The organism is Streptomyces daqingensis (genome assembly GCF_014645895.1).
GTDB classification, from domain to species: Bacteria; Actinomycetota; Actinomycetes; order Streptomycetales; family Streptomycetaceae; genus Streptomyces; species Streptomyces daqingensis.
This window is the reverse complement of record NZ_BMMP01000002.1, coordinates 171,026-185,186: the sequence shown is the minus strand read 5'-3', so window position 1 is coordinate 185,186 and position 14,161 is coordinate 171,026. Positions and strand designations below refer to the sequence as shown.

General features: G+C 72.4%; 15 protein-coding genes. 10 read left to right on the top strand and 5 right to left on the bottom strand.

Annotation, left to right across the window (positions count from 1 at the left end):
* Window positions 1-42 precede the first annotated feature (42 nt).
* The 3 genes from egtB to egtD are packed head-to-tail and all read left to right on the top strand — an operon-like array spanning window position 43 to window position 3,403.
* Entirely contained in the window at window positions 43-1,437 is a 1,395-nt protein-coding gene (gene egtB / locus IEY56_RS03190) for an ergothioneine biosynthesis protein EgtB (protein WP_189035499.1), read from the top strand.
* On the top strand, window positions 1,437-2,414 hold the full coding sequence (locus tag IEY56_RS03185) for a class II glutamine amidotransferase (protein WP_229711575.1): 978 nt from the start codon (window positions 1,437-1,439) through the stop codon (window positions 2,412-2,414). Before egtB ends, IEY56_RS03185 begins: the two co-directional genes overlap by 1 nt.
* Entirely contained in the window at window positions 2,411-3,403 is a 993-nt protein-coding gene (gene egtD / locus IEY56_RS03180; RefSeq protein ID WP_189035498.1) for an L-histidine N(alpha)-methyltransferase, read from the top strand. Before IEY56_RS03185 ends, egtD begins: the two co-directional genes overlap by 4 nt.
* A gap of 126 nt (window positions 3,404-3,529) precedes the next feature.
* Here the strand turns inward: egtD and IEY56_RS03175 are convergent, their stop codons facing one another.
* Together IEY56_RS03175 and IEY56_RS03170 are read right to left on the bottom strand one after the other, a co-directional pair.
* Window positions 3,530-3,766 (bottom strand): DUF4190 domain-containing protein, encoded by a 237-nt coding sequence (locus IEY56_RS03175; RefSeq protein WP_229711609.1) that lies wholly within the window; start codon window positions 3,764-3,766, stop codon window positions 3,530-3,532.
* Window positions 3,767-3,977: 211 nt separating this feature from the next.
* Window positions 3,978-4,136 (bottom strand): hypothetical protein, encoded by a 159-nt coding sequence (locus tag IEY56_RS03170; protein ID WP_189035497.1) that lies wholly within the window; start codon window positions 4,134-4,136, stop codon window positions 3,978-3,980.
* A 120-nt stretch (window positions 4,137-4,256) separates the two neighbouring features.
* Here IEY56_RS03170 and IEY56_RS03165 point away from each other — a divergent pair, with 120 nt between their 5' ends.
* Together IEY56_RS03165 and IEY56_RS03160 are read left to right on the top strand one after the other, a co-directional pair.
* On the top strand, window positions 4,257-4,919 hold the full coding sequence (locus tag IEY56_RS03165) for a TetR family transcriptional regulator (RefSeq protein WP_189035496.1): 663 nt from the start codon (window positions 4,257-4,259) through the stop codon (window positions 4,917-4,919).
* A gap of 95 nt (window positions 4,920-5,014) precedes the next feature.
* A complete protein-coding gene (locus tag IEY56_RS03160) occupies window positions 5,015-5,398 on the top strand; it encodes a VOC family protein (protein WP_189035495.1) in 384 nt (127 codons plus the stop codon).
* Window positions 5,399-5,502: 104 nt separating this feature from the next.
* Here the strand turns inward: IEY56_RS03160 and IEY56_RS03155 are convergent, their stop codons facing one another.
* Entirely contained in the window at window positions 5,503-7,113 is a 1,611-nt protein-coding gene (locus tag IEY56_RS03155; protein WP_189035494.1) for a serine/threonine-protein kinase, read from the bottom strand.
* A 330-nt stretch (window positions 7,114-7,443) separates the two neighbouring features.
* Between IEY56_RS03155 and IEY56_RS03150 the strand changes: the two genes are divergently transcribed.
* Entirely contained in the window at window positions 7,444-7,980 is a 537-nt protein-coding gene (locus IEY56_RS03150) for a GrpB family protein (RefSeq protein WP_189035493.1), read from the top strand.
* A gap of 86 nt (window positions 7,981-8,066) precedes the next feature.
* Here IEY56_RS03150 and ligD read toward each other — a convergent pair whose 3' ends face one another.
* Window positions 8,067-9,080: a non-homologous end-joining DNA ligase gene (ligD, locus tag IEY56_RS03145; RefSeq protein ID WP_189035492.1), complete on the bottom strand. Its 1,014-nt coding sequence runs from the start codon at window positions 9,078-9,080 to the stop codon at window positions 8,067-8,069.
* A gap of 216 nt (window positions 9,081-9,296) precedes the next feature.
* Between ligD and IEY56_RS03140 the strand changes: the two genes are divergently transcribed.
* Both IEY56_RS03140 and IEY56_RS03135 read left to right on the top strand, forming a co-directional pair.
* Window positions 9,297-10,373 carry an ATP-dependent DNA ligase gene (locus IEY56_RS03140; protein ID WP_189035491.1) on the top strand — a complete coding sequence of 359 codons (1,077 nt, stop codon included), beginning with the start codon at window positions 9,297-9,299 and terminating at the stop codon, window positions 10,371-10,373.
* Between the two features lie 59 nt (window positions 10,374-10,432).
* Window positions 10,433-11,074, top strand: a complete 642-nt coding sequence (locus tag IEY56_RS03135) for a DoxX family membrane protein (protein ID WP_189035490.1) — start codon at window positions 10,433-10,435, stop codon at window positions 11,072-11,074.
* On the opposite strand, the gene trxA is transcribed toward IEY56_RS03135, so the two are convergent.
* Window positions 11,008-11,439, bottom strand: coding sequence for a thioredoxin (gene trxA, locus IEY56_RS03130; protein WP_189035489.1), 432 nt, complete (start codon window positions 11,437-11,439; stop codon window positions 11,008-11,010). The two genes, IEY56_RS03135 and trxA, sit on opposite strands and share 67 nt — an antisense overlap.
* A gap of 539 nt (window positions 11,440-11,978) precedes the next feature.
* Between trxA and IEY56_RS03125 the strand changes: the two genes are divergently transcribed.
* Both IEY56_RS03125 and IEY56_RS03120 read left to right on the top strand, forming a co-directional pair.
* Window positions 11,979-12,497 carry a lytic polysaccharide monooxygenase auxiliary activity family 9 protein gene (locus tag IEY56_RS03125; protein ID WP_189035488.1) on the top strand — a complete coding sequence of 173 codons (519 nt, stop codon included), beginning with the start codon at window positions 11,979-11,981 and terminating at the stop codon, window positions 12,495-12,497.
* Window positions 12,498-12,820: 323 nt separating this feature from the next.
* Window positions 12,821-13,954 carry an LLM class flavin-dependent oxidoreductase gene (locus IEY56_RS03120; RefSeq protein WP_189035824.1) on the top strand — a complete coding sequence of 378 codons (1,134 nt, stop codon included), beginning with the start codon at window positions 12,821-12,823 and terminating at the stop codon, window positions 13,952-13,954.
* The last annotated feature ends 207 nt before the right edge of the window (window positions 13,955-14,161 follow it).

Here is a 14,161-nt window from a genome sequence, read left to right as displayed (position 1 = left end):
GGCGGACCGCTGTCCGTGCCGTCCGACGAAAGGAGAAGGAAGATGTCCGAGCACGCAGCCGCGCCCGCCACCGCGCAGCCGTCCGCCGGCACCGCCCCGGCGGGCTCCGCGGGCACGCCGCGGGGGGACCCGCGGCAACGCGCCGCCGAGGCCCTCGAACGGGCTAGGCGCCGGACCCTGGCGCTCACCGACTGCCTCGACGAGAGCGAACTGACCGCACAGCATTCGAAGTTGATGTCCCCGCTCGCCTGGGACCTGGCCCACGTCGGCAACCAGGAGGACATCTGGCTCGTACGGGCGGCGGGCGGCGGCCAGGGCGTCCGTCCCGACCTGGACTCCGTCTACGACGCCTTCCAGACCCCGCGGGCGGACAGGCCCGGGCTGCCCATGCTCAGCCCCGACGAGGCCCGCGCCTACATCGCGGAGGTGCGCCGCCGCGCCTTCGAGTCCCTGGACGCAGCGCCGTGGGACGCCGGTGTGGACCCCCTCTCCGAGGAGGGCTTCGTCTTCGGCATGGTCGCTCAGCACGAGCAGCAGCACGACGAGACCATGCTCGCCACGCACCAGCTCCGGCGCGGCCCCGCCGTGCTCGACGCCCCCGACCCGCTCGCCCCGATGTCCCGCGCCTGGGACGAGGACCACGGCGAAGTGCACGTGCCGGGCGGACCGTTCACCATGGGCACCAGCACGGAGCCGTGGGCGCTGGACAACGAGCGTCCCGCGCACACCGTGGACGTGCCGCCGTTCGACCTGGACGCCGTGCCCGTCACCAACGGCGCGTACCAGCGCTTCATCGAGGACGGCGGCTACCGCGACGCACGCTGGTGGCACCCGGAGGGATGGGCGTACGTGCGCAAGGCGGACCTCTCCGCGCCGCTGTTCTGGCGCCGGGACGGTGCGATGTGGATGCGCCGCCGCTTCGGCTACACCGAACGGGTGCCGCCCGCCGAGCCCGTGATGCACGTCAGCTGGTACGAGGCCGACGCCTATGCCCGCTGGGCCGGGCGGCGGCTGCCGACGGAGGCCGAGTGGGAGAAGGCCGCCCGCTGGGACCCGGAGACCGGCGTCTCCCGCCGCTACCCCTGGGGCGACGAACCGCCCGGCGAAGGCCACGCCAACCTGGGGCAGCGGCACCTGCGTCCGGCACCCGCGGGCGCCTACCCGGCGGGGGCCGCACCGTGCGGTGCGCGGCAGCTCATCGGGGACGTCTGGGAGTGGACCTCCTCGGACTTCACCGGCTATCCCGGCTTCCGGGCCTTCCCCTACCGTGAGTACTCCGAGGTCTTCTTCGGCAGCGCCCACAAGGTGCTGCGCGGCGGGTCCTTCGGCACCGACGAGGTGGCCTGCCGGGGGACGTTCCGCAACTGGGACCTGCCCGTCCGCCGGCAGATCTTCGCCGGCTTCCGCACGGCGCGGTCCAGCGGAGGCAGTCTCTGATGTGCCGTCATCTCGCTTACCTGGGGCCGCCGTTGGCGCTCGCCGACGTCGTGGTCCGGCCCCCGAAGGGGCTCTACGAGCAGTCGTGGGCACCGCGCCTCCAGCGCTACGGGACGGTCAACGCCGACGGTTTCGGGATCGGCTGGTACCCGCACACGTCCGGTGCGGCCGGCCCGCACCCGGATCCGGGCCCCTGCGAGCCGGCGGCCGCGCCCGACGAGGACGGCGGAATGCCCGCCCGGTACCGCCGCGCCGTCCCCGTCTGGGCCGACACGAACCTGCCGGACCTCACCAGGGCGGTGCGCAGCGGGGCCGTACTCGCCGCCGTGCGGGACGCCACGGAGGGCACGGCGCAGGACGAGACGGCGGCGGCCCCCTACGCGCACGGCCGCTGGCTGTTCAGCCACAACGGCGCGGTGGGGGACTGGGAGGACCTGATCGACGACCTGGGGGAGCAGGTCGCACCGAGCCGGCTGCTCGGGCTGGAGTCGCGCTGCGACTCGGCGCTGCTGTGGACGCTGCTCACCCGGCACCTGGACGCGGGCGAACCCGTCGAGGAGGCCCTCGCCTCGCTGACGGTCCGCGTGGCGCGAATACGCCCGGCCGCGCGGCTCAACTTCCTGCTCACGGACGGCAGCACGGTCCTCGCCACCCGTCGCGGCGACACCCTCTGGTACCGCACGGGGCCGCGCAGCGTGTGGGTCGCCTCCGAACCGGACGCCGGCCAGGGAGCCGGCGACGGCCGGGACAGCGCCGAGGACGCGCGGCAGGGCGGTGCCGAGTCCGCACCGGGCCTCGGCTCCGGACTCGGCCCGGGTCCCGGCTCCGGCTCCCGTACCGGCTCCGGTCCCGGTTCAGGCGCCGGCTCCGAGGCCGGTTGGCAGGAGGTCCCGGAGGAGTCGCTGCTCGTCGCCACGGCCACAACCGTCCGTACCGTCCCGCTGGTTCACGCCTCCGAGAGGATCCCCATCGCATGACGGGCCGCTTCGCACTCACTCGCAGACTCCCCGACGGATACTTCGACGACGCACTCCACACCGACGTCCTCAAGGGCCTCACGGGCCGCCCCAAGACCCTGCCGCCGAAATGGTTCTACGATGCCCGCGGGAGTGAACTCTTCGAGGAGATCACCCGGTTGCCCGAGTACTACCCGACGAGGGCGGAGCACGGCATCCTCCGCGAGCGCGCAGGCGAGATCGCCGCGGCCACCGGCGCGCGCACGCTCGTCGAGCTCGGCTCGGGCTCCTCGCGCAAGACGCGTCTGCTGCTGGACAGCCTGCTGCGGCACGGGACCCTGGAGCACTACGCGGCGCTCGACGTCAGCGCGGACGCCCTCGTCGCGGCGGGGGAGTCCCTCTGCCGGGACTACCCGGACCTGGAGGTCACCGGGTGCGTCACCGACCTGGAGACGGACCTGGGGCTGCCAGCGGACGCACGCGGCCCGCGCCTGGTGGCCTTCCTCGGCGGGACGCTGGGGAACCTCGACGGTGAGGCGCGCCCCGCCTTCTACGCGCGGCTGCGTGCCGAACTCGCCCCGCGGGACCGCCTGTTGATGGGCGTGGATCTGGTGAAGGACCCGGCCGTGCTGGTGCCCGCGTACGACGACGCGCAGGGTGTGACGGCCGAATTCGACAAGAACGTGCTGCGGGTCCTCAACCGTGAACTCGGCGCGGGCTTCGATCTGGACGCCTTCCGGCACCGCGCGCTGTGGAACCCGGAGGAGGAGCGCATCGAGATGAGGCTGGTCTCCCTCCGCGCCCAGACGGTGCCCCTGCCCGTGCTGGAGATGAGCGCGGAGTTCGAGGAGGGGGAGGAGACGCTCACGGAGATCGCGGTCAAGTTCCGGCGGGAATCGCTGGGTGCCGAACTCTCCCGCGCGGGCTTCGGGTTGAGTCACTGGTGGACGGACAGCGAGGGGCGTTTCGCGCTGCTCCTCGCCGAGCCCTCCGGTACCGGCGGGCCGTGAGCCTCTGAGGGGGCGGACGGAACGGGCCGGGCGGACGGGCCGCGACGGCGGGAGGGGCGGCGGGGCCTTCGGTTCAGGCCCGCCGCCCCTGTCCGTCCGCTCGCGTGACGCCGCCCGGTGCCGGGCTCAACCGCCCAGGCTCCAGGAGAAGGACTGGTCGGCCGCTGTCACCGCGGCGAGCACGGCCAGGTCGGCGACGCCCAGGGAGATGCCCAGCAGAGCGCGGCCCCGCCGGGCCGTGCCGCGCAGCAGCGCGAGGGACCCGAGTACGAGGGCGCAGGGGCCCAGCACGACGTTGAAGACGAGCAGCCCGGCCAGGCCCATCACGAAGGAGGCCACGGCCATGCCGTCGGCGTCGCGCAGACGCGCCGCGGCGCGCCCCGTGGCGTCCGCCGGAGGGGTCTCCTCTTCCGAAGTCGCGGCGCCAGCACCCTCGTTGAGGGCTTCCTCGCGGCTGTCGCGGATCCCGTCCCGGACGTCGCGGCCGGGACGGCGGCCGTCCCGGGCCGGACGGTCGTTCTCGAAGTCCGGGGGAGTGGGACGGACCAGCGTGTCGTTGGCGTTCATGTCTCAGTCAGCTCCCTTGCCGGTGGTGCCTGCGCTCGCGGACCGCGAAGACCAGCAGCCAGGCGCCGATGGCCGCGGCTGCGGCGAACGTGGCCGGAAGCGGGATGTGTGCCGCGGTGCCCGCCAGGAATCCCAGCAGGAGGAACGCGGCAACCAGGAAGATCATGCTTGGCCTTTCTCGTGTGGGGCCAATGATCGGAGTCTCAGTGAACACTTGGAATGACAACTGTTCACTGAGTAGAGCGTACCTTGGCACCGCCCCGCGAACACCTGTTTACTGAATGACATGAGCCACACCAGCGCCTCAGCCTCGACGTCACGGGAGACCCAGAAGGCCCGAACGCGCTGCGCCCTCCTGGACGCGGGCCTGCGGCTGCTGGAGGACAAGAGCCTCAGCAGCCTCGGCCTCCGCGAGGTGACGCGGGTCGTGGGCATGGCGCCCGCGGCCTTCTACCGGCACTTCCGCGACATGAGCGACCTGGGCGTGGCCCTCGTCGACGAGTCGCTCGGCAGCCTCCACGCCGTCGTCCGCGAGATCCTCGAAGGCCCGCGGGACGACGTCGAGCGCATCGACCGGACCGTCGGCGCCATCGCCCGCTACGTGCGCGAACACCCCACGCACGTACGGTTCGTGGCCCGCGAGCGACACGGCGGGGTACCGGCCGTTCGGGCCGCGATAGGCCGCGAGCTGGACCGCTTCGCCGACGAGGTGTCCCAGGTACTCGCGACCGACGAGGTGTCGGCCGGCTGGAGCGCGGAGGACGTCCGGATGCTGGGGGAGCTGTACGTGGACCACGTCGTGATGACCGCGTCCGCGTTCCTGGACGCGGCCCTGGGCGAGGGGCCCGACGAGGAGACCGTCGCCCGCACGGCCCGCCGCCAGCTCCTCCTCATCAGCACCGGCCGCCGCCACTGGGCGGACGCCGCATCCGGCGCGGCCGGTACCTAGGGGCGCTTCCGGTACCGCGGGTGCGGGGGGCGACGGCGCTTGACGGCGCACCGTCCTGATGGCGGACCGTGCGGTGCTCGGGCATCCTGACCCGCATGGTCTCGGTACTGCAGAACATCGCGATCGACTGCGCGGACGCCTACGAACTGGCCCTCTTCTGGAGCGCGGTGACCGGCTCCCCGCTCCACCCGTCCGACGAGCGGGGCGACCCGGAGATCGACGTGATGCTTCCGGAGGGGCCGCTGCTGCACTTCAACCAGGTGCCGGAGGCCAAGTCGTCCAAGAACAGGCTCCACTTGTGCCTGCGCCCGACGACGTCACGCGAAGAGGAGGTCGAACGGCTGCTGAGCCTCGGAGCCACACTGGCCGCCGATCTCCGGAAGCCGGACGGGACGGGCTGGGCCGTCCTCGCCGACCCCGAGGGCAACGAATTCTGCGTCCTGCGCGGCGACGCCGACCACGCCGCGGCACCGTCCTGAACCCCTGACGAGCGCGCCGCCCGGCCTCAGTCCGCTCCTCGCGGGCGCGCCCTCACCCGAACACGCCCTGGGCTGCGGGGTGTTGGACGAGCGGCGCGGGCGGTTCAGTCCCGGGCGCGTATGCGGAAGGTCTTGACCGCCATGTCGAAGTACGGTTTGGCCGCGTCCCATTCGGCGTCGGGAGCGGAGAGGTACAGGGCGTAGTGGGCCTGGCCCTCGCTGCCGAAGCCGAGGTCGATCGCACGGTAGGGACGGGCTCTGCCCTGCCACCTGTACTCCCAGATCGCGGCGTCCCGTCCCTGGTAGACGGTGGCGTTCATGCGCAGCCGCTCGTATCCCGGCGACTTCTCCCGTACCTCCGGCTCCAGTTGGCGCCAGTGCCGGATCGGGCTGTCGCCCGCGAAGTCCACGACGCTGAACTTCAGCCCCGTCCTGCCGGAGGGCGAGAGGTAGTCCACCTGCTGCCCGCCGGGCCGGCCGGCGCGCTTCCAGCCCTCGGGTACGTCCACGGAGAACCCCAGCTCGTCCCGCACCCGTTGGTATCCGTCCGCAACGGGCGGCAGCTCGGGCGGCGAGGAGTGGGAAGGGCCGGAGTGCGAAGCGGACGGGCCGGGCGGACCGGGATCCCCGCCGCCGTTCCCCGACTGCCACCAGACGCCGCCCGCGACGGCCGCCGCGGCGAGCGCGGAGCACAGCGCCCAGACCAGAGCGCGGGCACCGCGGCTCCTGCCGCGTGCCGTACGGGCCGGCGGCGGAGCGGAACCGGAAGGCGCCGGTACCGGGGCCGGCGCGGTCGCCTCGCCGGGCTCGTCGTTCCGCTGCTGCCGCGGCGGCTCCGCACGCGTCTCCGGCCCGGCGGCCGGGGGCGGCTCCTCGCGTGGCGCGGGCAGCCGGGCCGTACCGGCCTCGCCCCGCAGCCAGGCCTCCGCCTGCTCGAGGGTGAGCCTCCCGTCGGCGTCCTTGTGCAGCAGCCCCTCGATCAACTCGCCCAGCTCGCCCGCCCGTTCCATCGCGCGCGGCGGTTCGCTGGAGGCCGCGTAGGCCGTCTCCACCCAGCTGCTCCTGCGGAAGGGCGGTACGCCCTCGACCGCCTCGTAGAGGGTCGCGCCCAGGGCCCACGCGTCCGCGGCCGGCCCGGCCTCGCGCCCCAGCATGTGCTCCGGCGCGGCGTAGTCGATGGAGCCGACGAACTCCCCGGTGCGCGTCAGTGTCTCCGTACCGGAAGCGGCGGCGATACCGAAGTCGGTGAGGACGACGCGCTCCGATCCCTCCTGCAGCAGCACGTTGGCCGGTTTCACGTCCCGGTGGAGCACACCCGCGGCATGCGCGGCCTGCAGCGCGGACGCCATCGCGAGTCCGGTGCGCGCGGCCTCCGCAGACGTCAACGGCCCGTCCTCGCGGACGAGTTCACTCAGAGAGCGGGAGGGCACGTACTCCATCACGATGCACGGGAGCCCGTCCTCCTCCACCACGTCGTGCACGACGATCACGCCGGGATGGCTGATGCGCGCCGCGCTTCTGGCCTCGCGGCGTGTCCGCTCGTACATGCGCTCCCGCTCGACGTCCTCCAACTGCGGCGGAACGTGCAGCTTCTTGACGGCGACGCGCCGGTCGAGGAGCGCGTCCTGCGCGAGCCAGACGGTCCCCATGCCGCCGCGGCCGAGCTCCCGGTCCAGCCTGTATCTGCCGGCCAGCAGCCGGTCCTGGTCGGTCACCTCGGTCTCTCCGCTCCCCCTGGTACACCCCGTTCGAAGTCGAACCCTAGTCCCCCTCAGCCCGGTTGTGAGGGGCGCTCCCGTACACCGATATCCACGCGCGCAGGCCGAGACTCGTCCCGCGAACGGTCTTCGAGGTCGTCGCGGGCGGCCACCGTCGTTGATTCGGTGACAGCGGAACGCAGTTGACGCACGAGTGGCCGGAGCAGCGAGGGACCGTCCCGGTGAACGGAGCTGCTCAGGGCGGCTCCGGCGCCGTGAGCGCACCAGCCGCCTGCGAGACCACCCCGCTTCTGACCAGCGGCGAGGGGCCGTCCATAGAATGCGCGGATGACCGTTGACATCGCGGAGTACGACCCGTCCTGGCCCGCACAGGGCGGACAGGCCTGCGCGGAGCTGACCGAGGCGGTACCCGGACTGTTCCTGGACATCGAGCACGTGGGCAGCACCTCTGTGCCGGGTCTGGCCGCCAAGCCGGTGATCGACCTGATGGCGTCGGTGGCCACGCTGGACGATGTCACCGCCGACCGTGAGGCCTCGCTGGAGCGGCTGGGATTCCGGCTGCAGGAGACGGGAATGCCCGGGCGGCTGTTCTACTTCCGCAGCAGCGACGACGGGCGGCGCACCCACCACCTGCACGTCGTCACCGCCGGCACCTGGGGCACGCGCAACGAGCGGCTCTTCCGGGACCACCTGCTGGCGCATCCCCGAGCAGCGGCGGAATACGCCGAGTTGAAGAGGCGTGCCGCTGCCGAGGAAGACGACGGATTCGCGTACACCAAGCGCAAGACCGAGCTGATCCAACGCGTCGTCGACGACGAACGTGCCGCCCGCGGCCTGCCTTCCGTGCCGGTCTGGGAGGAATGAACCCGAACTGCTGCCCGGCACCGCCACGCTGATCTTCCGGGTGCGTCGGCGACGACGCCGCCACAGACGATGAACGGGGCAGCCCTTCAGTCCGCCGTCTTCCTGGCTCTGCTCGGCTGTACGCGCTTGGGCTCGCCCTTCACCTTCGGGTGTTCGGGCGGATAGGGAAGGTCGCCGAGGCCGTGTTCGCTCTCGTCGCGTGCCGCGAGCTCCAGGGCCGCGTCGAGGCGGCAGGGGTGCTCGTCCATCTCCGCGTGCACGTCGCCGACTTCGGCGTAGCGGGCGGGCATCGTCCCGACGGTGAAGTCGTCCGGGTGGGCGTCGGCGAGCTCCTCCCAGCGCAGCGGAGCGGAGACCGTCGCGCGGGCGTTGGGGCGGACCGAGTAGGCGCTGGCGATGGTGCGGTCGCGCGCCGTCTGGTTGTAGTCGACGAAGATGCGCTCGCCGCGCTCCTCCTTCCACCACTTCGTCGTGACCCGCGAGGGGTCGCGGCGCTCCAGCTCCCGGCCCACGGCGATGGCCGCGCGCCGCACCTGCGCGAAGTTCCACTCGGGCACGATCGGCACGAAGACGTGCAGACCCCGGCCGCCGGAGGTCTTCGGCCAGCCGCGCAGGCCCAACTCCTCCAGAAGCGGCCGCAGTTGCTCTGCGGCCCTGACGGCGTCCGCGAAGTCGGTGCCAGGCTGCGGGTCGAGGTCGATGCGCAGCTCGTCCGGGCGGTCCGTGTCGTCACGGCGCACCGGCCACGGATGGAACGTGATGCAGCCGAGGTTCGCCGCCCACACGACGGCCGCGGGAGTGGTGGGGCAGATCTCGTCCGCGTGGCGGCCGCTGGGGAAGCTGATGCGGGCCGTGGGGATCCAGCCGGGCAGGTTCTTCGGCGCGCGCTTCTGGAAGAAGGACTCGCCGTTCACGCCGTCGGGATAGCGCTCCAGCGTGGTCGGCCGCTCGAACAGAGCTCGGGTGATCCCTTCGCCCACCGACATGTAGTACTCGGCGACGTCGAGCTTGGTGAAGCCGCCCTCCGGGAAGTAGATCTTGTCCGGGTTGGAGAGCCTCACCCGCTGGTCGCCGACGGTCAGCTCCACTGCCTCTCCCATGCGGCCACGCTATGCGGGCGCGGGCCGCGGCGCCTCCCGGCGGACACGGGAGATCTCAGAGAACGACGGCATGGGCGGCCGTTCCGTCGCGCTCCTGAGTCGCGCTCCCGTCGGGAACGCAACGCCCCAGACGGGCCGGCGGGCACCGCGCTGCCGCGGGCACGGGGCTGCCGCTCCGGCAGGCGGGAGCGGGCGCACGGCAATAGAGTTCCAGCCATGGAGCTGCCGGTGATGCCGCCCGTGAAACCCATGCTCGCCAAGCTCGCGGCGAGGATCCCGGCAGGCATGCAGTACGAGGCCAAGTGGGACGGCTTCCGCGCCATCGTCTTCCGCGACGGCGACGAGACCGAGATCGGCAGCCGCACCGGCAAGTCGCTCAAGCGCTACTTCCCCGAACTGGACGCCGCGCTGCGGGAGAACCTGCCCGAGCGGTGCGTCCTGGACGGGGAGATCGTCATCGCCCAGGACGGCCGGCTGCAGTTCGAGGCGCTCCAGCAGCGCATCCACCCGGCCGAGTCCCGCGTACGCCTGCTGGCCGAGCGGACACCGGCGAGCTTCATCGCCTTCGACGCCCTGGCCCTCGGCGACGAATCGCTGATGGACACGCCCCTGACCGAACGCCGGCGGTCGCTGGTAGAAGCGCTCCGTGACGCCCGGGACCCGGTCTTCGTCGCCCCAGCCACCGAGGACGAGGAGCTGGCGAGGCAGTGGTTCGACCAGTTCGAGGGCGCGGGTCTCGACGGCGTCGTCGCCAAGCGGCTCGACTCGCCCTACCGGCCCGACGAGCGGATCATGGTGAAGGTCAAGCACGAGCGGACGGCGGACTGCGTACTGGCGGGGCTGCGCCCGCACAAGAGCGGCGAGGGCGTCGGCTCGCTGCTCCTGGGCCTCTACGACGACGCCGGCACGCTCCAGCACGTGGGCGTGTGCGCCTCGTTCACGATGAGCCGCCGCCGCGAGCTGATGTCGGAGCTGGAGCCGCTGCGCATGGAGACGCCCGAAGGGCATCCCTGGGCGCACTGGCAGCGCGAGGAGGCGCACGCGGAGAGCCGCATGCCGGGCGCTCCGAGCCGGTGGACCGGGACCAAGGACCTTTCCTGGCTGCCCCTGCGGCCCGAGCGTGTGTGCGAGGTGGCGTACGACCACATGGAGGGAGACCGCTTCCGCCACACCACGCAGTTCCGCAGATGGCGCCCCGACCGCGACCCCCGCAGCTGCACGTACGCGCAGCTGGAAGAGCCGGTGAGCTACGACCTGCGCCGGATGCTCACCGGTGCGGACGACACAGCATGACGACTTGACCCCGCCCCGACTCGACGACCCCCAGCGCCACTTGAGAAGGGACCTCCCCCATGGGCCGCACGACGTGCCGCACGAAACGCCACAGGCACAGCCACGTCCACAGCCACAGTCACCGGCACGGCTCCGGCCACAGCCACGGCCACCGCACCGACCTCGGCCTGCTCGCCCTGCGCCTGGGCACCGGGGGCGTGCTCGTCAGCCACGGGACGCAGAAGCTCTTCGGCTGGTTCGGCGGCGGGGGCCTGGAGGCCACCGGCCAGTCGATGGCGCAGATCGGCTTCAAGCCCGGCGGCCGGCACGCGCTGGCGTCCGGCCTGGGAGAGGCCGGGGGAGGGGCGCTGCTGGCGCTGGGCCTCGCCTCGCCCGGGGCGGGTGCGGCGGTGGCGGCGGCCATGGCGGGAGCCGCCTCCGTACACGCGCCGGCCGGGTTCTTCAACGAGCAGGGCGGTCTCGAGTTCCCCGCCTACCTGGCCCTGGCCGGGGCGGCTCTCGCGGTAGCGGGACCGGGACGGTACTCCCTCGACCATCTCCTCGGGCACCGCCTCAACCGCCCGTGGATGCTGGCGGCGACCTTCTCCGTCGCGGCGGCCGCCGCGTCCGCGGTGATCTCGCGGCGGCTGCGGGCTCAGGCGGGAGAGGCCGGTCCGGAGGAGGCCGGGGGGTCGGAGGGCGTGGTGGGCTCAGCCGCCTGAGCCGCGTCGTCAGGCGTGGTGGCGGACGCGCGCACCTCCTCCATGTCGAGCTGGCGCGCCTGCCCGATGAGGTCCTCCAGCGCCGCCTCGGGCAGCGCGCCCGGCTGCGCGAACACCACGATGCGCTCGCGCACGATCATCAGCGTCGGGATGGACTGGATTTCGAACGCGGCCGCCAGCTCCTGCTGGGCCTCCGTGTCCACCTTGGCGAAGGTCAGATCGGAGTGCCTCTCCGCGGCGGCCTCGTAGACGGGGGCGAACTGCCGGCAGGGACCGCACCAGTCCGCCCAGAAATCGATGAGCACGAAGCCGTCGTCGGCGACGATCTCGTCGAAGTTGTCCTTGGTGAGCTCCATCGTGCTCATTTCTTCTCCTGCTGTCGGCGGCGGTCCGGACCAGCGGTCCGCGTCGTTCCCGGCGGCGGTGGGCACCGGGGGTCTGGGACCGCGTTCCCACCGTGCCGCACGGCGTAAACCGCCTGTGCCGCTCCGATGTTCCGGCGGGGGCGGTTCCGCGTCCCCACGCCCCTCGTCCGGTGCCGTACGGGCTCCGGGACGGGCCGCTCTCTGCGCCTTCGGCGGGGTCTCACCCGGTGTCGCCGGGTCTCACCGGTTCCCGCCGGGTCGTTCCGGATTCGCCGGGCCCGGAGCGGAACGGTCCGTTTCTGCCGGCTCTCTTGACCGAGGACAGACAATCTATAAGGTCTAGACTAATGGCGAGCGTGATACCGGGTCCCCCAGCTCGCAGCCGTCGGCCTGTCCGCGGGCGGCTGGTCTCGCCGCTGGTGGAGTGGGTCTTCGCGCTGCCTCCGCGTTCGAAGAGGCCGTCCTTGAGGGCGTGCGGCGCGTGCGTACGTGCCCGCCCTGCCCCCACCGCGCGACGGCCCCGACCGTCAAGGAGTGGCATGGACTTCAAGAGGAAGCTCGCCGCCGGTATCGGCGCCGGAATCGCGCCCCTGCTCGTGCTCACGCTGCCGGCGTCCCCGGCCAGCGCGCACGGCTACGTGAACTCGCCGCCCAGCAGGCAGGCGCAGTGCGCCGCCGGCACGGTCGAGTGCGGGGCCATCAAGTGGGAGCCGCAGAGCGTCGAGGGGCCGAAGGGCCTCACGAGCTGCAGCGGCGGCAACGAGCAGTTCGCCGAGCTCGACGACGACAGCAAGGGATGGGCGGTCACGCCCGTCGGAAGCTCCCAGAGCTTCGAGTGGAAGCTGACCGCACGGCATTCGACGAGCACCTGGCAGTACTTCGTGGACGGCTCGAAGATCGCGGAGTTCGACGACGGGGGCGCCCAGCCGGGCGAGACCGTGACGCACCAGGTCGACTTCGGCGGGCTGAGCGGCCACAAGAAGGTCCTCGCTGTATGGAACATCGCCGACACCGCGAACGCCTTCTACGCCTGTGTGGACGTCAATATCGGCGGCTAGAACCGTCTTCCGGATCTCCGCGTGCCCGCGGACGCGCGGGCCCGCTGGGATTTCGGACGGGCGCAGGGCTCGCCCGTGCGGCCCCTGCCCCTTCGCGCCCGCGGCCCTTCCGCAGGAGTGCTGCACCCCGGGCACCCGCAGCGCCGCCGGAGACGCCTCCGGCGGCGCTGCCGCGTCCGCGTGTCCACCCGCCCCCGCGGGCACTCCGCCTCGCCTCTCTTCCGCGGTACGCCCGGCCCGCGCGCACCATGGAAGAGAAGCGCGTGGGAGACTGTTGCCCTAGGTAGTTCAAGAGGCAACTAAACCTCGAAGGGGTGAGAGTGGTGCAGTTCGGGATCTTCACCGTCGGGGACGTCACGACCGATCCCACGACCGGCCGCACGCCCACCGAGCACGAGCGGATCAAGGCGATGGTCGCCATCGCGCAGAAGGCCGAGGAGGTCGGCCTCGACGTCTTCGCCACCGGCGAGCACCACAACCCGCCGTTCGTGCCGTCCTCGCCCACGACGATGCTCGGCTACATCGCGGCCCGCACGGAGCGGCTGGTGCTGTCGACCTCGACGACGCTGATCACCACCAACGACCCGGTGAAGATCGCCGAGGACTACGCGATGCTCCAGCATCTCGCGGACGGACGCGTCGACTTGATGCTGGGCCGCGGCAACACGGCGCCCGTCTACCCCTGGTTCGGGCAGGACATCCGCCAGGGCATCCCGCTGGCCCTCGAGAACTACGCCCTCCTGCACGAACTGTGGCGCAAGGACGTCGTGGACTGGGAGGGCCGCTTCCGCACGCCCCTGCAGGGCTTCACCTCGACGCCGCGCCCGCTCGACGGCGTGCCGCCCTTCGTGTGGCACGGCTCGATCCGCAGCCCGGAGATCGCCGAGCAGGCCGCGTACTACGGGGACGGCTTCTTCGCCAACAACATCTTCTGGCCCAAGGAGCACTACATGCGGCTCATCGACCTGTACCGCGAGCGCTTCGCCCACCACGGGCACGGCACTCCGGAGCAGGCGATCGTCGGCCTCGGCGGCCAGGCGTTCATGCGCAGGAACTCCCAGGAGGCGGTGCGGGAGTTCCGCCCCTACTTCGACGTCGCCCCCGTGTACGGCCACGGGCCGTCGCTGGAGGAGTTCACCGAGCAGACGCCGCTGACGGTGGGCAGCCCGCAGGAGGTCGTCGAGAAGACGCTCACCTTCCGCGAGGCCTTCGGCGACTACCAGCGCCAGCTGTTCCTCATGGACCACGCGGGGCTGCCCCTGAAGACGGTGCTGGAGCAGCTGGACATGCTCGGCGAGGAGGTCGTCCCGGTGCTGCGGCGGGAGTTCGCGAAGGGGCGTCCGGAAACGGTTCCCGGCGCGCCGACGCACGCCTCCCTGGCCGGACGGCGCGACGCCGCAGCGGGCGGCGCCGGGGACGCGGTCCCCTCAGGGGCGGCAGGACCCGACGCGGGCTGACTCCGGGACCCTGAGGCGCCGGGGGAGCGGGGCGGGGAGTGCTTGCGCCAAGTGCCGGGCGCCATGGGGAGGTTGGAGCCGCCCGGGGTCTGTCCGTCCGCCTCGCGCGGTCGTTGGCGCAATCCGAGCAATACTCTCCGGCGCATTGTGGCCGGTGGTACGGGGTGACATGCTCACGGGACCGTTACCGGGAAGTAGCCTTACTGA

Excerpts from the sequence above, each read along its gene's own strand:
- egtD (WP_189035498.1), top strand. The coding sequence starts at position 2,411 with ATGACGGGCCGCTTCGCACTCACTCGCAGACTCCCCGACGGATACTTC.
- IEY56_RS03170 (WP_189035497.1), bottom strand. The coding sequence starts at position 4,136 with ATGATCTTCCTGGTTGCCGCGTTCCTCCTGCTGGGATTCCTGGCGGGC.
- IEY56_RS03140 (WP_189035491.1), top strand. The coding sequence starts at position 9,297 with ATGGAGCTGCCGGTGATGCCGCCCGTGAAACCCATGCTCGCCAAGCTC.
- IEY56_RS03125 (WP_189035488.1), top strand. The coding sequence starts at position 11,979 with ATGGACTTCAAGAGGAAGCTCGCCGCCGGTATCGGCGCCGGAATCGCG.
- IEY56_RS03165 (WP_189035496.1), top strand. The coding sequence starts at position 4,257 with ATGAGCCACACCAGCGCCTCAGCCTCGACGTCACGGGAGACCCAGAAG.
- trxA (WP_189035489.1), bottom strand. The coding sequence starts at position 11,439 with ATGAGCACGATGGAGCTCACCAAGGACAACTTCGACGAGATCGTCGCC.
- IEY56_RS03185 (WP_229711575.1), top strand. The coding sequence starts at position 1,437 with ATGTGCCGTCATCTCGCTTACCTGGGGCCGCCGTTGGCGCTCGCCGAC.
- IEY56_RS03150 (WP_189035493.1), top strand. The coding sequence starts at position 7,444 with ATGACCGTTGACATCGCGGAGTACGACCCGTCCTGGCCCGCACAGGGC.
- IEY56_RS03160 (WP_189035495.1), top strand. The coding sequence starts at position 5,015 with ATGGTCTCGGTACTGCAGAACATCGCGATCGACTGCGCGGACGCCTAC.
- IEY56_RS03135 (WP_189035490.1), top strand. The coding sequence starts at position 10,433 with ATGGGCCGCACGACGTGCCGCACGAAACGCCACAGGCACAGCCACGTC.
- ligD (WP_189035492.1), bottom strand. The coding sequence starts at position 9,080 with ATGGGAGAGGCAGTGGAGCTGACCGTCGGCGACCAGCGGGTGAGGCTC.
- egtB (WP_189035499.1), top strand. The coding sequence starts at position 43 with ATGTCCGAGCACGCAGCCGCGCCCGCCACCGCGCAGCCGTCCGCCGGC.